The organism is Desulfosporosinus sp. BICA1-9, from assembly GCF_000802135.1.
This window is the reverse complement of the sequence record NZ_JUEE01000087.1, coordinates 14,740-36,095: the sequence shown is the minus strand read 5'-3', so window position 1 is coordinate 36,095 and position 21,356 is coordinate 14,740. Positions and strand designations below refer to the sequence as shown.

Genomic DNA, 21,356 nt, shown 5'->3' with positions numbered 1-21,356 from the left:
ATTATATCAAATCTTGGCCGAGTTGTGTTATTTTTTTCGTTTCTGTCGATCAATGGAGGAACTTCCTAATCCTGCTTTAAATCATTGATTAAGGCTTGGCGTGCCTCTGCCAGCATGTAGATTGAACCCGTAACACAGAGCATGTCGTTTTCTCCAAGACGCTTAAGAGCAAAAACCACGGCTTCCTTGGGATTTTCGATACAGGTTACCGGACGACCATGCTGTTCAGCCAATTTCCCAAGCGCCCTCCAGTCCCCTGCTCGCGGTGAATCAGGACGGGTGATAATGAGTTCATCCGCCAAAGGCACGAGCATATTCACGACCTTTTCCCGTTCCTTATCCGTCAGCATCCCCAAACAAAGTATGAGCTTGTTACGTTTATAGAGTGGGAGTGCCTGAGCTAAGGCCTTAGCTCCATCGACATTATGCGCTCCATCCAAGAGGATCTTAGGGTTCAGGGAAAGTAGCTCTAAACGCCCGAACCACTCTACCTCACGCAATCCAGCATAGATCGCTTCTCTAGGTATTCTCACATCATATTGACTTTGCAACACTTCACAGACGGTGATTGCTGTAGCTGCGTTGCGGAGTTGGTGGAGTCCCATCAAATGCAGGCGCAACTTCAAGTAGGTTGAGTGTAAGCCTATGAGGTCAAATTCCTGTTCCAGTTCTCCACTCCATTTGCTTTCCCAGCGAACATCTTCCCCCACTAACCACAAGGGAACACCCATAGCCTTAGCTTGTTCACGCAATACTTCGATCACGTCTAAGTCTTCAGAGGCTGTCACTACCACGGACTGGGGTTTAATAATACCTGCTTTTACCTTGGCGATGGAAACCACATCAGACCCTAAATAGTCCATGTGGTCCATTCCAACATTAGTGATGACTGAAACTAGGGGGGTAACCACATTGGTCGAATCGATGGCTCCACCTAACCCGACTTCTATAACCGCATAATCGACGCTTTCCTCCGCGAAATAGAGGAACGCCAGCGCAGTGCTTACCTCAAACTCGGTGGGATGCTCATAACCTTCCGCAACCATAGCTTCTAAATGTGGGCGCACTCGTGCTATCACCTTAATGACCTTTTCTTTAGGGATCATTTGCCCGTTGATGACCATGCGTTCCCGATAATCGTGCATATGAGGCGAGGTAAAGACTCCGACCTTGTACCCCGCTTCCCGTAAGATACGAGCAATCATGACCGTTGTCGAACCCTTGCCGTTCGTACCTCCTACATGAACTACGCGCAGAACTCTTTCCGGATTTCCCAATCGTTTAAGAAGTTCTTGAATACGCCCCAGCCCAAAATTTATACCAAACGTCGTCAGGTTAGCGAGGTATTGTAAGCTCTCAGAATATTCCTTTTCAAGATCCTTTTCGGACATTCCCTTTCCCTCCTGCACGATTTACGTATACATGAAATACCTTACATTAACTCTTTTAAGCGTTCTTCTAAAGCTACTTTGCGGGCTAAGAGGCCTTCTAGTCTCTCTCTCTCTTTGGCCACGACTGCTGCAGGTGCTTTGTTGGTGAATCCCGGATTATTTAGTTTTAGGTCCAGACTTTGAATATCTTGGCTGGCTGCAATAATCTCTTTTTCGATCCGAGTTATTTCTTTATCAAAATCCATCAATCCTTTTAAGGGCAGATAAATCTCTACACCCTCAAGAACGGCACTGGCTGATTGAGCGGGCTTCTCGGCCAACCTTTCAAAGATGTCTACCCTCGCCCCTCCAGCCAATTTCAGGATATCTGGCTTGCCGTTTTCGAGCACCTTACGTTGAACCCCATCTGGGGCAAGGATTAGGATTTCGACCTTTTGTCCAGGTGAAACTTTCATCTCGGCACGAATATTGCGGATTGCTTTAATGGTGTCCATGAGTAGTGTCATATTACTCTCGGCTTCAGCGTCCTTATACTGTGGTACTTGTGGCCAGAACTGCACCATGATGCTGCCCTCCCCCTCATTCGGGAGGTTCTGCCAGATCTCTTCCGTGAGAAACGGCATGTAAGGATGTAACAGCCGCAGGGTTCCTTCGAGGACTTCAAGCAGGACGGATTGGGCAGTATGCCGAGCTACAGCATCTTCTTTGTTGTAAAGGCGTGGCTTAGTCAGCTCAATATACCAATCACAGAACTCACTCCAGATAAACTCAAAGAGTAATCGTCCACCTTCTCCAAGATCAAAGTTTTCCAGAGCTTCTGTCCCCTTCTCTACGATAGAGGCATAACGGGAGAGGATCCAGCGATCCACCAGCGTTAGTTCTCCACGAGGACCTGGCGCGTAGTCTTCTAAATTCATGATTACATACCTAGAAGCGTTCCAAATCTTATTGGAGAAATTCCGGGTTGCTTCCAGGCGTTCAGGATGAAAACGAAGATCATTGCCGGGGGTATTCCCTGTGATTAACATAAAGCGCAAGGTATCTGCTCCGTACTGCTCAATCACTTCGATGGGGTCCACGCCATTGCCTAAGGATTTACTCATTTTTCGCCCTTGGGCATCCAAGACCAGCCCGTGAATCATGACTTTCGGGAAGGGCACTTCCTTCATAGACTCCAATGACATAAATATCATGCGGGCAACCCAAAAGAAAATGATATCCCTGCCGGTCACTAAGACAGAGGTCGGGTAAAACTGTTTCAACTCAGCTGTTTTCTCCGGCCAACCCAAGGTGGAAAAAGGCCAAAGACCCGAGGAAAACCAGGTATCTAAAACATCGGGATCTTGCTTCAGGTTCTTTGCTCCGCAGCTCGGGCAGCTCAAGGGATCCTCGCCGGCACAGATCTCCTTACCGCAGGCTTCGCAATACCAAACCGGAATGCGGTGTCCCCACCAGAGTTGACGAGAAATACACCAATCCCGGATATTTTCCATCCAACCCAGATAAATCTTATCAAATCGATCCGGCACAAATTCTAAACGTCCATCCCGAACAACATCAATAGCAGGCTCGGCAAGAGGGGCCATTTTTACGAACCACTGTCGACTCACCATCGGTTCGATCACGCTGGAGCAACGATAGCATTCCCCCACCGCATGGGCATGAGCATCGATTTTGACGAGAGCCCCTGCCGCTTTTAAATCTTCCACGACTGCTTTACGCGCTTCGAAACGATCCAGGCCTTGATAGCGACCCGCATTTTCATTCATCTTAGCTTCTTTATCTAAGACCATGATCTGAGGCAATTGATGACGAAGCCCCATTTCAAAGTCATTCGGGTCGTGTGCGGGAGTGATCTTAACAGCACCCGTCCCGAACTCGCGATCGACATAGTCATCCGCTATAATCGGGATTTCTCGATCCATCAGAGGCAGAATCAAGGTTTTTCCTATTAAATGCGCATATCGCTTGTCCTCAGGATGAACCGCCACGGCAGTATCTCCGAGCATAGTTTCCGGTCGAGTCGTTGCCACAACCAGCGCTTCTTGACTGTCTTTGACTGGGTATCTTAGGTGATAAAGATTTCCGTCTCGATCATGGTGCTCTACTTCAATATCCGAAATCGTGGTATGGCATTTCGGACACCAGTTGATAATATAATTTCCGCGATAAATCAGACCTTTTTGATAGAGGTCAACGAAGGCTTCCCGAACCGCCTTCGAGCACCCTTCATCCATCGTAAAGCGCTCACGTTCCCAATCACAAGAAGCACCCAGTCTGCGCAACTGCTGAGTGATTCGCCCACCGTATTGCCGTTTCCAGTCCCAAACCCGTTCTAAGAACTTCTCTCTCCCCAGTTCCTGTCGATTTGTCCCTTCCTCAGCCAACTGCGCCTCTACTTTTGCTTGAGTCGCAATTCCGGCATGATCCGTTCCAGGTACCCAGAGGGTATTGTAGCCCTGCATCCGCTTAAAGCGCGTTAAGATATCTTGAATTGTACTGTCCATGGCATGCCCAAGATGAAGGGCCCCTGTCACGTTCGGCGGCGGCATTACAATACTAAACGCTGGTTTATCCTTTTGCACCTCTTGATGAAAAAAGCCATTTTCCTCCCAATACTGATACCATTTCCCCTCAACTAAGCTCGAATCATAAGTTTTAGCCATTTCGATTGGTTCTGTTTTATCCGATATTTCTTCCATTATATTTCGTAACTCCTTCCACTCACTAAACCAAAAAAAAGCCTTTAATCCTGGTAAAGGACGAAAAGCTTCCGTGGTACCACCTTTATTCTGAGCGACACAGGGTCTCCCAGCACTTATCATGCGCTAACGGGGATTTTCCGTCAGAGAGTACTTCATTCCCCCCTGCCCCTCCTGTACGACCTTAGCGCTTACCGAAAAGGCCTCCCAGCTTAAAGCCTTTCTCTCTGAACAGTTAACCACGCTATTCCTTACATTCTTAGGGTTTATCTCGAATATTCATTTTTTATATTATACTCGGCATGATAAATATTGTCAAAATCTTTGGGAATCCCCTTTACTTAATCTTGCCGAATATCTGCACGTCTTACGCCGGTTACCTTAGCGGTCCATTCATCCACTGCGACAAGATCGTTAGGACCAAGCTCCGACAAAGCAGTTTTCCCCATGGCACGTACTCCCTCTTCCATTTCTAAGACCATTGACTTTAAGACATTGGCTACACTTTTACTGGCCAAAGAAATATCCAGCCGTTGTTTATAGGGGGAATCGTAATACACTAATTGGGTTAACGGTTCCCAGGGGAGAATTTTATGGATTTGGTTATGGATTAATCCGAACAGAGGTACAGTTCCTAGATAGATCGCATCTGCCCCCAGAGCTATAGCTTTTAAACATTGCCCTGGTGTAGCATATCCTCCTCCGACCACCAAGCTCACTTCTTTACGGGCTCCCTGTTCGCGCAAAAAACGTTCTGCGCGCACTAAGGCTAAGAGACTTGGGATTCCCAAATCATCGCAGATCAGGGGTGTTGCCCCAGACGAACCACCTTGACACCCATCGAGCACAATGACATCAAAGTCAGCCTCCAAACAAACGGCTAAGTCCCGCTCTAAACCTCCTGTGGCCATAATTTTGATAGCAATAGGCTTCCCGGCTGCTTCAGAACGCAAATCCGCAACATACTTTGGCCAATCCCAAGGGGAATTAATTCCTGGGATGACAGCAGATGACACGACGGATTCCACAGGGGATACGCCCATGAGCTTTTGTGCTTTTCCCTTTATGGAATTAGGTTCATGTGCTCGGGACCCTACACTTGACCCTTGTCCCATCTGTACTTCCAGCATATCCGCAGTAGCAATCCCTTGAGGACTATGCCCCCAAGTGCTCCGACTAATTTGCCAGATGAATTTGTCGGCTTCATCCCGTTCGCTTTGAAGAAAGGGACCCTCACCAGAATTGGTAGCGGTTCCCATTTGTTTTGCTGCCCTAGCTAAGGCACGTTTAGCCTCTTCGCTCAGCCCGACCCCATAACCCATGCCCGAAATCATTAACGGAATATCGATCTGAAGGGGCTTTTCTGCCTTCGACCCGAGGGTTACCTTCATGTCTACTGGAATACTGACATCTTTAGGAAGACGCGCCATTTGAGCAGCGACGAACATAAGGGTATCATAATGGGGCAGTGTTTTTGGAGAGCCTAGAGGCCGATGGATCAATTTTCCTTCTTCAGCTCGTAAACTGATTTCCAGAATAGTCTGGACTGAAGTACGACGCACAGCACTCCACAATTCCGCCAGGTTTTCATGATACTTATCTTTAAGAAGCCTTTCAATCACTAAACCAAAAAGCCGTTGCACGATTGTTCGGAACAAACGTTTACCGACAATATAAAATACTAACAAAAGAATGATTCCTGCAATGAGTGTCCCCAAAACAGAAAGAGCAACTATGAGTAGGGCGGTCGTAATCAACAAGATAATCCCCCATCTTTGACTTACGCATTTTTTAATGCACAATCTTAATAGGCGTAGTCTACGCTGCTTAGTCAATAATATACAAAAAAGAGGAATTCTCATTGAACGTTTTAAAATGAGGTTCCTCTTCTTTGTATATTCAAGGATCAAATTAGAGTAAGTTCATCTAATCGTGAAACTCCCACTTCAAGTGGGAGTCTTACCCCGTACTCTGCTTTTGTGACGAAGGCCTCCTGTGGAGGGAAGCTGCAGAATAAGCATCGTGTTCGCTAGTGCGCGCAATAGGGGGCGGTTCTTGACTTGCATGCAAGTCAAGAACCGCCCCCTTCTTCCTTTTAGAACCTCACTCTTACACACGATGTCCCCTAGGCCTGACCCCATTTTCCTCCAATTCCATCCTTCAGACGGCGCACATGAAATGTGCCGTCCCCCCAGACGTTCCGCTCCCCGTTCGTTCCCCGTTCTCGGACCCAAGTCAAGGACGCAGTGTGACACGAGCGCGACGTCTTTGCGAAAGCAGAAAAGCAAACTTCCGTGTAAGCGACCCCAGATACGGGGCTGAGCACAGGACGTGCGAAGCCGCCAACTGAGCCAAGGATGGCGAATTTGGCGGGAACCCCGATCCTCATTTAGGAGCTTACACGGTTAGTTTGCTCTGCGTCGCAAGCACCGAGCGCTGTGTCACACAAGTCCTCCCCATTTTCCGTGGAAAACTATCTCTGCCATCGCCTTCCTGGGACGCGGGCGTCGTTCCTCAGCAGCATATCCTAAAGGAGTCATCGCTACTACTCGAACATTTCCGGGAACATCCAAAGCCTCTCTTACTTTCTCCTCACTAAACAGACCCTGCCAGCAGGTCCCCAACCCTTGATCTGTTGCAGCTAACACCAAATGTTCCATGGCAAGTCCTGCATCTAACATCATAAAGTCCTTGCCTTCCCATACTTCCGATTCACTAGGCACTGCACATAAAACAATGACCATAGGGGCTCCCATCAAAGCCTTCCGTCCAGGATTACTCTCACTCATACATTCAGCTAAAGCCTTACGCCCCGCTGTATCTTCGACCAAAACAAATCGCCAGCACTGTAGATTCTTCCAGGACGGAGCTAACCGGGCTGATTCTAAAATATACTCCAATTTTTCCTGTTCGATTGGTTTATCCAGATAGGTGCGCAAACTCCGCCGAGCTTGAGCCAATTCAAGAAAGTTCATTCTCAGTCCTCCAATTTCCTTTGCTTTTTTTCGTATTATGTTCTTACATATTAGTATTATTCTCTCAACCAGTTCCTTTTCCTGCTTTCGTCAACATATCACCATTAATAATCCTATTGCTCCCACCAGGGTCTCAAATCCCTATTTTTCTCCGAAGTAACTTTTCCCGTAACTGCTTTTCTCGTGCTTACCTTTTCCGTTCCCGCTAAATCTTTATCCTCTCTCCCTCTCGCCCAATCAGCAAGATCATTATCTAGCGGCTCGGATTCCCAAATCTCCGAAATTCCAGAATTTTTTGGGCTTGAGAATTTTGATTTATTATTTTTATTTTCCCTGTCCCAAGGCCATTCTATCTCTGAACCTTCATCAGAATTTTTCTTCGCCCCTTGATTCTCTGTAGAATCATCCTTTGATATAGGCTCCGTCTCCCAATCGAACTCGCTGCTGAAGTGGTCATCTGTACCATAACTGGCATACGAGGGAGTAAAAAATGAATGATTCTTTCCTGCGTTCCAAGAACTCCCAGTTTCCCGCTTTGTGCCTGCTCCGAAGGCCCCAGCGACTAAACCGATCAAGGCACCCTCGAGAAGAACTTGCATGAAGCCCCACCCTTGAATAGGAAGGAATAGAGCCAGTAATAGAGTCCCCACTGTAACATAGCCAGCTCCAGTGACCCCGCCCATTAACCAGACACCGCTTTCTTTTGCTGTTCTGTACCCTCCCACTAAACAACTCGCCAGAAGCCCAATATCCAATAACCTAGAGGTACTCAGGCCGCCTAAACCTATGGCACCCCATATAACACCAGCAAAAAGGGTCAAAACTGTAACTAGCAAAGCCGTTGTGATTCCCCTTAAAATAAATAGACCCATCTCTCTCCCGCCCCCCTTTTATATACTTATTATCGATAAGATTTTTACATATTTATCCTAATACTATTACTACGTTGAACTTGTCCAATACATTCCAACTTTATTCCATTATTACCCATTATCATGTCTTCCCCTTTGCGAATATAGTGTGCTATGTCATATGAAAAAGGAGGCGTCGTGATGGATTATGCACGATATACTGTACATGCTGGGGATACTATTTATAAAATTGCCAAGGCCTACAATGTCGAAATGGCTGAGATAATCCAACTGAATCATTTAAAACATCCTGATCGCATATATGCTGGCCAAGTTTTACTTCTCCCCGTCCAGGAATCCCGTGAACCTGCTACCCCCATGCAGATTCCCGAACCTACCCTTACATACGCCACGTGGCTCTACGAGGCTTATGCTGGTAAGGATTCCGAATTAACCGCGATCACAACCTACCTATATCAAGCCGTGCTTTTGGACCACCCAGATTTCGATGCCTTGTTACGCCCCATTGCTTACGACGAAATGCAACATCTCGAAAAATTAGCTCTTGCCTTACGTTATCTGGGGGTTGACCCGAAATACGGAGCATTAAGTAGCGGGCACTGGGTTGAATGGCGAGCGAATTTTGTCAACTATACCAGCGACCTTTGCGCTCTGTTAGACTCTAACATTGCAGACGAGGCCAGAGACCATCAGGAATATCTTGAACTCGCTCAAAAAATACCCATTCCAGAAATCCAGTGTATCCTTATGGAAATGGCCGCTGATGAAGAACGTCACTACCATTTATTCTGTCAAGCGAAGCAACAATATTGCGGCGAATTTGCCCCGTGTCCCCAACCAACGCCATGTTCTCCACCTCCAATCTATACTCCGATAATAAGCCAAGAACCTTTGCAAGAGGCACAATTGCCTATGATAGATCTTCCAGGACCACATCAGGGAGGAAGAGGTTAATAATCCCTCTTTTCAGTTGGCATTTGTTTCTGTATACTAGAAATTGCGTAATCACTGTGGCACTACAGAGGTCGGATGTCAGAGACCAAAGTTCAGAAGAGTCGCTGTCAGTAAGTCTGTTCAAGCTCAGAAAGGCCGTTGCGTAACCTGCGCAACGGCCTTTCTGAGCTTAGTCAGACTTGATAAAGAAGAGGAGGAATTGGATTGAAGTTGAGTAAAAGCCAATGGGCTGATTTTTCCTTACTTATGGTTACCCTAGTTTGGGGTTCAACCTTTGTCATCGTTAAATGGGCAATCGAGGACCTTCCCCCGTTTCCTTTTCTAGCGATTCGCTTTGCTCTGGCATTTATTAGCTTACTTCCGTTTCTCTGGTTACAGAAGGCCCATATCTCCAAAGGCACTGTGCTAAAAGGTGCGGCCTTAGGGGTTTTTCTCTTCTCCGGATACGCTTGGCAAACGGTGGGACTACAATACACCACGGCCTCCAACGCCGGGTTTATCACTGGACTTTCTGTCGTTTTTGTCCCAACCTTAGTTACTATAACAACACGGAAACTTCCAAACCCCAGCCTAATCATCGGTATATTCTGTGCCTTAGTCGGTTTAGCCTTTCTCTCCCTAAGTGATCGTTTTCAGCTTAATAAGGGTGACCTCATGATCCTTGCTTGTGCGGTATGCTTTGCCTTACATATTTTCTTAGTAGGGCGTTATGCCCCTGAGACAAATGCCACAGTTTTAGCCAGCGTGCAGATTCTTACCGTCAGCATTTTAAGCGGCCTTTTCTCCTTCCTATTGCCCCAGCCTTCCATATCCTTTAGCTCCACTGTATGGATAGCCTTATTAGTTACCGCTATTCCGGCAACTTCACTCGCCTTCTTTGTTCAGACTAAAATGCAACAATTCACCACACCGACCCATACCGCTCTCATATTTTCCATGGAACCGGTTTTCGCTGCCATCTCTGCGTTTTTCTTTGCTGGAGAAATATTAACCCAAAGAGGGCTCTTTGGGGCAGGATTGGTCTTAGCAGGTATGCTCATCGCAGAATTTACGGGATCGAAAAACGAACCACCGTCAAAATGAAAAAAAGATAGAATACTCCTCCGATTAGGAGAGTAGTAGGTAAAATAACCCCTTTGTAACGTAGTGAAAGGTAAGGAATCAACGCTGCTCCCACAGCAAGCAGCGCACTCCAGAGTGCCAAGGTATCAAGTTTCCAAGGCGTAAGAGCAATTCCGATAGCCGGTATCACAGAACTTTGAAACACCATGGCTCCGCTTAGATTACCCATAGCTAACGTATCTTTACCCCGCCGGATCCAAAGGACGCTATTAAATTTTTCCGGTAACTCGGTTGCTATTGGAGTAATTATTAAAGCTAGCACAAAGACTGGAATTCCAACGGCTACAGCGATGGGTTGTATAGCATCGACAAAACGATCCGCCCCAAATACGATCGCCACTAATGACAAGAATATTTGTACTAAAATCATGGTCATCGATGGTTGAGGATTGTGTCTGGACACATATAAGGGTGCTAACTTTTCATGTTGGCAATCATCCTTGCAGTCGCGCAGTGTTTGGTATACATAAATTCCATAAGCTGCAACTAACATTAGAGCAGAACCATTCTTAAGTGTTTGAGAGGGTAAAAAGGAAGCTAGAATGGCCATTGAATAGACAATCAGGAAAAATTTTAGATCATGGCTTACAACCTTAGCATCAATACGCAGGGGGAGATTCCTGCGCCGGAATATAAGCGCCGAAATTCCAGTGATAAAGAAAGCCACTGTCGCAAGCATAAAAGGCGCACCAAGAATCGCTCCTATCCCAATGTCTTCCCCTTCCGGCCCTACCCTTCCCCCTAAAAAGGCCATAATCGGAACCATGGTCTCGGGCAAGGCAGTCCCAACCGCTGCGAAAATACTCCCCACCGCTCCAGCCCCAAGCTTGAGCCTTTGCCCCAACCACTCAATCCCATTAGTGAACGCTTCAGCCCCAATCAAAATAATTCCCAGACTTATAATTAAAAACCCGACATCTCTCAACTATTACCCTCCCTTCTTCTTGCTCACTCCCTGAGGGTTCTAACAATGTTACCGTTAAACTCAAGTACCTAACATGGTGAATAAGTAGGGTTCTTAGGTTCTTAGGTTCTTAGGTTCTTACATCTCCTTAAGCGTCAATAATTCTCACTCTATAACTATACGAGAGTGGGGTTTTTTTATGATAAAACAATCCGCTTAAGAGTCTTCTTCGTGTACTTTCTTAAAACCAAACTGACAAATTGAACACAAAAAAGCCGGAGTCCATTATTCGGATTGAATGGAACTCAGGCTTTTCTGTGTTCATATGCTTCAGTAATTTAACTATCCTATTTCTTTATACCCGACTAACAATGCATTCCCTTGATTGTCACGAAATGTTGAAATGCTTAATAAATAGTGCTAAACTGTATATACAACTGAACTGTGAAAGGTGGTGGAAATCGCATGGCTATCGTTCAACAAATTCAAAAAAGGATGATCGTCAGCCTAGCTCAAATTGCTAAGGATCTTAATTTACATGAGGGAGACCATGTCATAATTGAGGAGAAAGACGGTGGAATTTTCTTGAGACCAGTTGACTGGGTAGATAAGAATCAAAAATACTTTTGGACTAAAGTGTGGCAAGAAAAAATGAACCTAAGCCAAGAAGCCCTGGAAAAGGGCGAATATAAAACATTTAGCAACATGGAGGAGGCTATTAAAGATCTGGAGGAGCTTGCCCATGCCAATAATAATAAGAACCAACCCATTTGATGCAGACTTTCTCTTGCTATCGCAAAAGGAGCAAAAACAGGTTTTAAAGGCACTCCACTTCCTTGCCGATAACCCAAGGCATCCATCTTTGCAAACACATAAGATCGAAGACACCGACTTTATTGAAGCTTATGCAAGTATGGATATTCGAATCATCTTTGAACGGACAAGTGATACTATTGTTTTGCGTGCCGTAGGACATCATGACATACTAAAAAGCCTCTAACCACTTAAAAAGTCAATACTAATAATGATTTTAGAATATAACAGGATAAAACCGGAGTCCATACTAATGGAACTCCGGTTTTATCATTGACCCGATCCAGACGGTGCATATGAAATGTGCCGTCTCCCCATCACTCGTTCTTCGTTCCACGACCCAAGCCAGGGACGCAGTGTGACACGAGCGCGACGTCTTTACGTAAGCAGACTAGCAAACTTCCGTTCAAGCGACCGACCCCAGATACGGGACAGTGCACAAGGATGTGCACTGCCGCCAACCGAGCCCGAAGACACTGTCTTCGCACGAATTAGGCCTTCTTGCAGGACGGCGAGTTTGGTGGGTATCCCGCTCCCCATAGTAGGCGCTTGAACGGTTAGTTTGCTCTGCGTCGTAAGACCGAGGGCTGTGTCACACAAGTCCCTCACACAAGTCCCAGTATCTCTTCCAACGCTTCATTCAATTCTTCCTTACCGACTCCAGTCTGAGCCGAAAAGGGAAGAATCAGCGAAACATCTTGAATATCTAAGGCTTTAGCGATGACTTTTAAGTGTTTCTGCCATTGTCCGCGAGCGATTTTATCAACTTTTGTTGCTACGACCATGGTTGGAACCTGCATTGTTCGTAACCACTGTTGCATTTCAATATCTTCTACACTTGGAGCATGGCGAATATCTACGATATGAATAACTGCGCGTAACGGTTCTCGCTTTTTCAGATAGGCCTCCATCATTGGACCCCATTGGGCATTAACTGTCTTAGCGACCTTTGCATAACCATAGCCCGGTAAATCTACAAGGAACCAAGCGTCATTGACCCGATAAAAATTCAGGGTTTGGGTCTTGCCAGGTGTATTCCCAGTACGCGCAAGGTTACGCCGCCCCAGAAAACTATTGATCAACGAAGACTTGCCCACATTTGACCGCCCAGCCATCGCGATCTCTGGCAACCCGCCTACTGGATACTGCTCATATTTCACAGCAGAGGCAACATATTCGGCATTTTTAATGACTATCAAGGTATCCTCTTCCTTTTCGTATATTTAGGGGAAGGAAGTGTCTTGGCACGTTCGCACATCCTACGCCAATAAGTATTTCTTTTGGGGATCGCGGCTTCGGCGATACTCTATCCTTCGCCGCGAAGTGTTCCTTTTGGGATCAGCGGCTTCGGCGATACTCTCCACCGGAGACTATCGTGATCCATTGCTATTCGCTTGTCGCTCAGGCTAAACCGCAAAACTTCTGGGCTTTCTGGTCGAATGCTATGCCGTCCATGGCGGCGCTCTAATCTCGAACGTCCTGTTCGAGTCTTGGCGCATTCGACACTTGGCACGTCCTGTGCCGGCGCATGTGAACAGTTGCGGTTCTTCACGCCTGATCGACTGCGCTCATTGACGCAATTCCACTAATCGTGCTCTCTAAGCCAAGAAACTTCCTCTGGACTTGGGTCGACGGGGGTTTAGAACGATGTCGATGTTGGGTGCGCTTTTTATGTCACCAAAGATGGAGTTAAGAATCGTCCCTCGTTCCCCGACACGACCCTCGCCTTAGCCGGTAGGTGGTCGTTCTTCTAGGCTTCGTTCTGCGGTTAAATGGAACTAAGAACTAACTCTCGTGCCCCTTCCGTCCTCCCAACCCCAGAGGGTCGCGATCACGCGGCGTGATGCCTCTGCGTGAGTCGTAGCCAAACTCAGCTATAATCCGCTTTCATAGCAGGGCGGAACACAAGGATGTGTTCCGCCGGCCATGCGACAGGGACGACGGCACAGGACGTGCCTAGTGCAGGGTGCGCCATGACTCGAACAGGATGTTCGAGATTAGAGCGCCGTGATGGCATAGCGCGCTGCGGTCGCTTTGGCCGAAACACATGTGTTTCGCCCAGCTACATGCATAACGGATTAAAGCCCTAGTTTGGCACGACGAGCGCATGGCTGAGCAAGTGTGACGCGATCCTCCCGAGAACGTGTGTCGCGAACCCTCCACTTTAGCAGGTAGGTGGCCATTCTTCTGGGCTTCGTTCTGTGCTCGGAATTCCGCTTGGAGAGTATATCGAATTTAGGGGAACATCTCCAGGCGCTTGGTCCGAATGAGCCAGCGGCAAGAGAGCGAGGGTTAGGACTTCCTCAATACGGCTGACAAAGTGAAATTCTAGTAACTTACGAATGTTTTCGGGAATTTCTTCAAGGTCCTTGCGGTTTTCTTCTGGGAGAAGCACGACTTTAATACCTGCTCGATGGGCTGCCAGGACCTTTTCTTTGACGCCTCCGATGGGTAAAACATTTCCACGTAAGGTTATTTCCCCAGTCATAGCGAGATCCGCTCTAACAGCCCGTTTCGCCAAGGCTGACGCCATTGCAGTGGCCATTGTAATACCAGCAGAGGGTCCGTCTTTAGGTGTAGCACCTTCCGGAACGTGAATATGAAGGTCTGTTCGATCATAAAAGTCTTCTTCTATGCCAAGTTGACGAGCATAAGCTCGGACAAAGGTCCAGGCCGCTTGGGCAGATTCCTTCATGACATCCCCTAATTTTCCAGTTAAGGTTAGTCTTCCTTTTCCAGGCAAGGGGGTAACTTCAATCGTTAACACAACCCCTCCGACTTCCGTGAAGGCCAGTCCTGTTACCGCTCCTATTTCAGGAGCCTTTGCCGCTACTTGGAAATGATAACGTGGTGCACCTAAGGCAGATTCCAGATCTTCCACGGTCGCGGTATGTGGTTCCCATTCTTTTTTCACCCAGCGAATAGCAATTTTCCGACAGAAATTTGCGACCTGACGTTCGAGACCCCGTACTCCAGATTCTCGTGTATACCCTTGGACTAATTTAAGCAGGACATCCTCCTCCATGGATAAAATGTCGCTGTTCAGTCCATGCGCTTCCATCTGCTTTGGCACGAGGTAGCGCTTGGCGATATTGACCTTTTCATCTTCTGTATAGCCGCTGAGGGTGATGACCTCCATGCGGTCTAAGAGTGGACGTGGAATGGTGTGCAGGGTATTAGCCGTCAGGACGAAAAGGGTTTGAGATAAGTCAAAGGGGAGTTCTAAGTAATGATCTGTGAAGGTACTGTTTTGCTCTGGATCTAGAACCTCCAAGAGAGCTGAGGCCGGGTCACCACGAAAATCCGAGGTCATTTTATCAATCTCATCAAGGAGGAAAACTGAATTACGAGTTCCAGCTGTCCGAACCCCCTGAATAATTCGTCCGGGTAATGCTCCAATATAAGTGCGTCGGTGTCCTCTAATTTCAGCCTCATCCCGCAAACCACCTAAAGACATACGTACGAATTTTCGATTTAAGGCTCTGGAAATTGATTTGGCTAACGATGTTTTTCCGACTCCCGGAGGACCTACTAAGCAGAGAATAGGACTTTTCATTTTAGGCGTTAATTTCCGAATCGCCAAGAACTCTAGAATCCGCTCCTTGATTTTCTCGAGTCCGTAGTGATCCTCATTTAAGATTTCTTCAGCTTTGACTAAATCAATCTTATCGCGAGATGTCTTAACCCAAGGAAGCGCGAGAATCCAATCGAGATAAGTACGTACCACGGTGCCCTCAGCAGAGGACGGAGGCATTTTTTCTAAGCGTTCAATTTCTTTGAGTGCTTTTTGTTCAACCTCTTTGGGACACTTAGCCTTGGCAAACTTTTCGCGGTATTCATCCGCCTCCACTTGACGCTCGTCCTTATCTCCCAGTTCCTTTTGGATGGCTTTCATCTGTTCACGCAAATAATATTCTTTTTGGGCTTTATCCATTTGCTTTCGCACACGCTGACCAATGCGTCGTTCTAATTCTAGGATCTCAATCTCGCGCATGATCAGTTCCGTTAAACGTTCTAAGCGTAATTCAACCGACATTGCTTCCAGAATTGTTTGCTTATCTGGAACTTTAAGATTGAGGTGAGACGCGACAATATCAGCTAATTGCCCCGGTTCTTCCACAGCCAATACCGTTCCTAAGGTTTCTAAGGGTACGCGTTTACCGAGTTTGGCGTATTCCTCAAACTGATGCGTCATGCTTCGAATTAATGTTTCAATTTCAGGGTTTAGGGATTTCTTTTCCTCGACCATTTCCTCGACTCTTACCTTGTAAAACAGGTCCTCCTCTAAAAATTCGAGGACACGACCTCGTGATATTCCTTCCACTAAGACACGCATGGTGCCTCCAGGAAGCTTTAAGAGTTGCTTGATTTCGGCGACGGTACCCATATCATACAAATCATCCGGATTCGGCGAATCAATCTCCGTTTCTTTCTGAGATACTAAGAGTATAATTCGATCTTCGAGCATGGCCTTCTCAATGGCCACCATAGAACGTTCCCTACCTACATCGAGGTGAATAACCATATACGGAAAAACAAGAATCCCACGTAAAGGGAGCAAGGGTAATTCGCGTTCTTTAATCATAGATATCCCCCCTGTAAAAAATATACCAGTAACGAAGTTACTCAAAATGCAGCCCAGAATGAACACTAGTACAGAAAAAGACACACTAGAGCTAGTGTGCCAAACTTATCATTATCTATTCTAACATGTTTTGCCCTGTTCAGGCAAATTGGCAACTGCCTTCGTTACCACTTTATTAACGGCAAAATCCAATCTGCTCAAGACTTCTTCAAGAGGAGGCCGCAACTCATGTTTTTCAAGTTTTATGCCTGGTACCAAGGCAATTTCTAAAACTTGAGTGAGATCTTCCACTGAAATGATTTCGATCTCACCCTGTAACTCGGCAAAGCGTTCTTGCCAATTCTCTAGAGGAATGAGCACCCTCTTGCATCCAGCTTGCTTTGCTGCTTCGATCTTTGCTGAAACACCACCAATGGGTTTGACTCGCCCACGGATGGAAAGTTCTCCCGTCATGGCTAGATAATTGTCCACCTTTTGCTGACGAATGGCCGAAATTGTGGCTGTAGCAATGGCTATCCCGGCCGAGGGGCCATCAACTGGTCCGCCGCCTGGAAAATTGACGTGAATATCAAAATTTCGGGGTTCGATGCTCATTTGCCGCCTTAAAACAGTCAGGACATTTTCTACTGAGCTTCGAGCCATGCTCTTGCGTCGATATTTCTTTCCTTCGTCCCCTTGTTCTTCTTCCTCGACAATTCCTGTTACCAAAAGTTGTCCTGTACCCGCTGCTACAGGAAGAGCCGTCACTTCTAGTTCTAAGAGCCTACCCATATTGGGTCCGTGTACAGCAAGACCGTTGACCACTCCAATGCTGGCTTCGGTGGGCACTTTTTTATCGGGGCGAGGTGCATATTGACCCGTGGTCACCACCCATTCCACGATTTCAACGTCCACCTGTGGCAACCGATCGGTTAAAGCGACCCCTGCCGCAAGCTGGACCATATTGACAGCCTCACGGCCATTGGCGGCAAATTGTTTGATAACATCAACCGCTGCTTGGGTAATTGGCATTTCCATTTTAGCTGCAGCAACCCTGGCGATTTCAGAGATTTCATCCGGAAGCAAACCCCGGAAATAAACCTCCATACATCTGGATCGAATCGCAGGGGGAATTTGTTCTGGGCTACGAGTCGTTGCTCCCACAAGGCGAAAATCTGCGGGTAGGCCGTTTTGAAAAATATCATGGATATGTTGAGGAATATTGGAGTCCTCGGAGCTATAGTAGGCACTTTCCAGCGTCACTTTGCGATCTTCTAAGACCTTTAACAGTTTGTTAATCTGAATGGGATGAAGCTCCCCAATCTCATCAATAAATAGTATCCCGCCGTGAGCTTTGGTGACTGCCCCTTGTTTAGGCTGTGGAATCCCCGCTAGTCCCATGGCTCCTGCCCCTTGGTAAATTGGATCATGTACTGAACCGATTAGAGGATCGGCGATTCCACGCTCATCAAAACGTGCCGTCGCTCCATCGATTTCTGTGAAGTGAGCATTTGATTTAAAGGGTGAAAAGGGATTTTTCTTGGCTTCCTCTAAGATCAACCTTGCTGCAGCGGTTTTCCCCACGCCAGGACTTCCATAAATCAAGACATGTTGTGGGTTGGGACCACATAAAGCAGCTCGCAGTGCTTTGATCCCCTCTTTTTGCCCGATGATCTCATCGAAGTGAACTGGACGAGTTCGTTCGGACAAGGGAGTGGTTAACGCAATCTTGCGCATTGTTTGTAATTTTTCAAGTTCTTTACGTGACTCTCGTTCAACGGAGACTTTATTTCCTTGTTGAGACTTTAGCATCCCCCAAAAATATAGCCCAATAATAACAGCAAAAACCAACTGAACAACCATAACAATTCCACTGAGTCCATTCATGCTCATATTCCCCTTCCTAGCAGTCTACTAGTTTAGTATTACCACTAAGTGGGAATTAAACCCTTTCTATAAAAAACACCGGTGCAGCTTATTTTTAAGCTACTCCGGTGTTTTATTATTGATCGATTTTAAGAAAAGCTACGTTTTGATGAAGTATGATAAAACTTCATCTTCAGAGCTCGTGTATCGTCTTCGTGTATCGAACCTTATGCCTTGAGTATAGAGCAAAGAGCCTTGCGCCTCGCCTAAGCTGACTCTTCTTTCTTGCCTTTTTTGACTTTATCCGTCATAACAAGAAGAGGTTCTTCTTTCTTTAAGACAACATCTTGGGTGACAACGCATTTCATGACATCATTGCGGGAGGGCAGATCATACATCACATTAAGCATGAGTTCCTCCACAATAGCCCTTAAGCCCCTTGCCCCGGTATTCCTCCGAATCGCTTCAGTCGCTATCGAAGATAGTGCCGCGTCTTTGAATTCAAGGGTTACCCCGTCTAGTTCCATGAGCTTTTGGTATTGCTTAACCAAAGCATTCTTAGGTTCGGTGAGTATGCGAACTAAAGCTGCTTCATCCAATGCCTCAAGGGTTACTATTACGGGTAAACGTCCTACAAACTCAGGAATTAAGCCAAACTTCTGAAGGTCTATCGGTAAAATATCCTTCAGGACTTCGCCAACATTTCTTTCAGATTTGTTCTGAATATTAGCACCAAAGCCCATAGTCTTTTGTCCAGACCTATTTTGAATAATTTTCTCAATTCCGTCAAACGCTCCGCCGACAATAAAGAGAATATTCGTGGTATCCAACTGGATGAATTCTTGGTGAGGATGTTTGCGACCACCTTGAGGAGGTACACTGGCAACCGTGCCTTCGAGGATCTTCAGCAAGGCTTGTTGAACCCCTTCTCCCGATACATCCCTTGTAATAGAAGGGTTTTCCGACTTACGGGCAATCTTATCAATTTCGTCGATGTACACAATACCTTTTTCCGCTTTCTCTACATCATAGTCAGCGGCCTGAATTAATTTGAGGAGAATATTTTCTACGTCCTCACCCACGTACCCCGCTTCAGTGAGTGAAGTGGCATCCGCGATTGCAAAAGGAACATTAAGGACCTTAGCCAGCGTCGAGGCCAGCAAAGTCTTTCCTGAACCAGTGGGTCCCAGCATAACGATGTTCGATTTTTGCAATTCAACATCATCGATTTTCATGCCTAGGTTGATCCGTTTATAATGATTATAGACTGCTACGGAAAGTGCTTTTTTGGCTTGTTCCTGACCAATAACATACTGATCGATCACTGACCGGATTTCCTTAGGTTTTAAAATATCTCCGATTTCAACGCCTAAGTCATCCGTCAACTCTTCCTCTATGATCTCATTACAGAGTTCTATGCACTCGTCACAAATGTAAACGCCTGGACCCGCAACCAATTTTTTCACTTGCTCTTGGGTTTTGCCGCAAAAAGAACACTTTAGTTGATTTTTGTCTTCGGTGTACTTTGCCATCCTCTCACCTCTATACCTCAGAATTTTCCCCCAAGGCGTAGGTCTTAGGTGTTCTGTTCTACTAAATAGCTAACTGTCTTTTCGCTGATTAAACTATTTCTGTAGAACTGAAGATCTCCACGCGCCATGAGGGCCTTTTTGAGCGCTACAGCGTCCTGTCCATGACGCTCACCAAGTTTTTTGATCTCTTCGTCTAGTTCGTCTTCAGAGACCTCAATTCCTTCTACCTTAGCAATAGTTTCTAAAACTAAATCCATTTTGACGCTTTCCGCAGCTTGAGGACGTAAACGTTCCTTCATGACTTCTTCAGTAGTGTTGGTGTACTGGTAATACTGCTCAATTGTCATGCCTTGCTGTGCAAGATTACGATTTAGGTCCTCCACCATAACCTTGATTCGCTCCGTAATCATAACTTCCGGAATTTCGACGCTGGCATTGTCTACGACCTTAGCTAGGATTTTCTTGAGATGTTCATCTTTGATTCTTAATTCGGTACTCTTCATTAATTTATTCTGTAAGTCGGTTTTCAATTCATCAAGAGTCTCAAATTCACTGACATCTTTTGCAAATTCATCATCTAGAGCAGAAAGTTCTTTACGCTGGATTTTTTTAACACTAGTTTTGAAAACAGCGGGCTTTCCAGCAAGCTCTGTACTATGATATTCAGCTGGGAAGGTAACGTTGACATCAACCGGTTGTCCGATTTCAGTTCCAATCAGGCCTTCCTCAAAGCCAGGAATAAAGGTACCTGAACCAATAACTAGCTCATAGTCCTCCGCTTTACCACCTACAAAGGGAACTTCATCAACAAAGCCTTCAAAGTCAATGCTGACGGTATCATCATTTTCTACCTTGCCCTCTTCAAGAGTAACTAGGCGGGCATGTTGTTGCTGTTTGCTTACTAACGCTTCCATGACTTGCTCTTCTGTGATGCTTGCTGCATCTTGTTCAATTTGTAACCCTGTGTAAACTCCCAGCTCAACCTCAGGCTTAACCATGACTTTAGCCTTAAAGATTAGGTCTTTCCCTTCTTCGATCTGTACTAAGTCCACTTCAGGACGATCGACAGGGTCAATTCCACTTTCCATAACGGCTGATGCATAGGCCGGTCCGATCAAATGATCCAGAGCTTCGTCGTATAGGGCTTCCTTCCCGACATGTGCCTCAACCATGCGGCGTGGAGCTTTACCTTTTCTAAACCCTGGAACATTGACTTTCTTTGCCAAATTCTTGGCTGCTTGGCTGACCGCGCTAACAAACTTTTCGGAGTCTACAGTTACTTCTAAAGCAACAAAATTCTTTTCTAGTTTCTCGACTGAGACTGACATATATTCTCCCCCTTAAAACACTAATTACTCTATGTGCAAGGCAATTGTGGGATACTTCGATAGTCTTACCGTTTTTCAAGACTACAAACCCCCGCTCAGGCCAAATACATCAAAAGAAATAAAAGTTAACCTGAAACTCTATAAATATAGCACAAAAAATTTACTAATCAATTATAACAGACTTATAACATGTAATCAAATTGCGAAAAACTAGTTCAAACGCCCTTGTGACAAAGGATCTCTGATCGGTAAATGCGCAGAAGTTAAGTAAAGAAATGTTTCCACATATGAGTTGGATGCAGAAAACCGCAAATCTAATTCTGTGAGGTGTGT

At 46.1% G+C, this 21,356-nt stretch carries 17 protein-coding genes and 1 other annotated feature; of the genes, 4 read left to right on the top strand and 13 right to left on the bottom strand.

What is annotated here, in order from left to right:
* Nucleotides 1–65: 65 nt before the first annotated feature.
* From JL57_RS11305 to JL57_RS34210, 6 genes are all read right to left on the bottom strand, one after another.
* A complete protein-coding gene (locus JL57_RS11305) occupies nucleotides 66–1,391 on the bottom strand; it encodes a folylpolyglutamate synthase/dihydrofolate synthase family protein (RefSeq protein ID WP_034142148.1) in 1,326 nt (441 codons plus the stop codon).
* 41 nt (nucleotides 1,392–1,432) lie between these two features.
* Entirely contained in the window at nucleotides 1,433–4,093 is a 2,661-nt protein-coding gene (locus tag JL57_RS11300) for a valine--tRNA ligase (RefSeq protein WP_034142147.1), read from the bottom strand.
* Between the two features lie 53 nt (nucleotides 4,094–4,146).
* Nucleotides 4,147–4,363, bottom strand: a binding site (T-box leader).
* A gap of 71 nt (nucleotides 4,364–4,434) precedes the next feature.
* Nucleotides 4,435–5,853 (bottom strand): FMN-binding glutamate synthase family protein, encoded by a 1,419-nt coding sequence (locus tag JL57_RS11295; RefSeq protein ID WP_291299978.1) that lies wholly within the window; start codon nucleotides 5,851–5,853, stop codon nucleotides 4,435–4,437.
* Nucleotides 5,854–6,218: 365 nt separating this feature from the next.
* Nucleotides 6,219–6,482, bottom strand: coding sequence for a hypothetical protein (locus JL57_RS34215; RefSeq protein ID WP_291299977.1), 264 nt, complete (start codon nucleotides 6,480–6,482; stop codon nucleotides 6,219–6,221).
* Nucleotides 6,483–6,534: 52 nt separating this feature from the next.
* Nucleotides 6,535–7,068 (bottom strand): nitroreductase family protein, encoded by a 534-nt coding sequence (locus tag JL57_RS11290; RefSeq protein ID WP_034142146.1) that lies wholly within the window; start codon nucleotides 7,066–7,068, stop codon nucleotides 6,535–6,537.
* Between the two features lie 113 nt (nucleotides 7,069–7,181).
* The gene (locus JL57_RS34210) at nucleotides 7,182–7,940 is read right to left on the bottom strand and encodes a hypothetical protein (RefSeq protein WP_291299976.1); all 759 of its coding nucleotides are present in this window, start codon (nucleotides 7,938–7,940) and stop codon (nucleotides 7,182–7,184) included.
* A gap of 180 nt (nucleotides 7,941–8,120) precedes the next feature.
* Here JL57_RS34210 and JL57_RS11280 point away from each other — a divergent pair, with 180 nt between their 5' ends.
* Both JL57_RS11280 and JL57_RS11275 read left to right on the top strand, forming a co-directional pair.
* Nucleotides 8,121–8,894 carry a LysM peptidoglycan-binding domain-containing protein gene (locus tag JL57_RS11280; RefSeq protein WP_034142145.1) on the top strand — a complete coding sequence of 258 codons (774 nt, stop codon included), beginning with the start codon at nucleotides 8,121–8,123 and terminating at the stop codon, nucleotides 8,892–8,894.
* A 204-nt stretch (nucleotides 8,895–9,098) separates the two neighbouring features.
* Entirely contained in the window at nucleotides 9,099–9,977 is an 879-nt protein-coding gene (locus JL57_RS11275; protein ID WP_034142144.1) for a DMT family transporter, read from the top strand.
* Here the strand turns inward: JL57_RS11275 and JL57_RS11270 are convergent.
* Entirely contained in the window at nucleotides 9,943–10,941 is a 999-nt protein-coding gene (locus tag JL57_RS11270; protein WP_034142143.1) for a sodium:calcium antiporter, read from the bottom strand. The genes JL57_RS11275 and JL57_RS11270 overlap by 35 nt on opposite strands.
* Nucleotides 10,942–11,385: 444 nt before the next feature.
* On the opposite strand from JL57_RS11270, the gene JL57_RS11265 reads away from it, so the two are divergent.
* Nucleotides 11,386–11,694, top strand: a complete 309-nt coding sequence (locus JL57_RS11265) for an AbrB/MazE/SpoVT family DNA-binding domain-containing protein (RefSeq protein ID WP_034142142.1) — start codon at nucleotides 11,386–11,388, stop codon at nucleotides 11,692–11,694.
* Entirely contained in the window at nucleotides 11,663–11,920 is a 258-nt protein-coding gene (locus JL57_RS11260) for a hypothetical protein (RefSeq protein ID WP_034142141.1), read from the top strand. Before JL57_RS11265 ends, JL57_RS11260 begins: the two co-directional genes overlap by 32 nt.
* A gap of 191 nt (nucleotides 11,921–12,111) precedes the next feature.
* Here JL57_RS11260 and JL57_RS34205 read toward each other — a convergent pair whose 3' ends face one another.
* The 6 genes from JL57_RS34205 to tig form a co-directional block, all read right to left on the bottom strand.
* Nucleotides 12,112–12,342: a hypothetical protein gene (locus tag JL57_RS34205; protein ID WP_291299975.1), complete on the bottom strand. Its 231-nt coding sequence runs from the start codon at nucleotides 12,340–12,342 to the stop codon at nucleotides 12,112–12,114.
* Nucleotides 12,339–12,932, bottom strand: coding sequence for a ribosome biogenesis GTP-binding protein YihA/YsxC (gene yihA, locus JL57_RS11255; RefSeq protein ID WP_034142140.1), 594 nt, complete (start codon nucleotides 12,930–12,932; stop codon nucleotides 12,339–12,341). Before yihA ends, JL57_RS34205 begins: the two co-directional genes overlap by 4 nt.
* Nucleotides 12,933–13,897: 965 nt before the next feature.
* Nucleotides 13,898–16,318, bottom strand: a complete 2,421-nt coding sequence (gene lon / locus JL57_RS11250) for an endopeptidase La (RefSeq protein ID WP_034142139.1) — start codon at nucleotides 16,316–16,318, stop codon at nucleotides 13,898–13,900.
* 120 nt (nucleotides 16,319–16,438) lie between these two features.
* Nucleotides 16,439–18,184: an ATP-dependent protease LonB gene (gene lonB, locus JL57_RS11245; protein ID WP_034142138.1), complete on the bottom strand. Its 1,746-nt coding sequence runs from the start codon at nucleotides 18,182–18,184 to the stop codon at nucleotides 16,439–16,441.
* Nucleotides 18,185–18,429: 245 nt separating this feature from the next.
* The gene (clpX, locus tag JL57_RS11240; RefSeq protein ID WP_034142137.1) at nucleotides 18,430–19,695 is read right to left on the bottom strand and encodes an ATP-dependent Clp protease ATP-binding subunit ClpX; all 1,266 of its coding nucleotides are present in this window, start codon (nucleotides 19,693–19,695) and stop codon (nucleotides 18,430–18,432) included.
* Between the two features lie 44 nt (nucleotides 19,696–19,739).
* Nucleotides 19,740–21,023 carry a trigger factor gene (tig, locus tag JL57_RS11235; protein ID WP_034142136.1) on the bottom strand — a complete coding sequence of 428 codons (1,284 nt, stop codon included), beginning with the start codon at nucleotides 21,021–21,023 and terminating at the stop codon, nucleotides 19,740–19,742.
* Nucleotides 21,024–21,356: the final 333 nt, after the last annotated feature.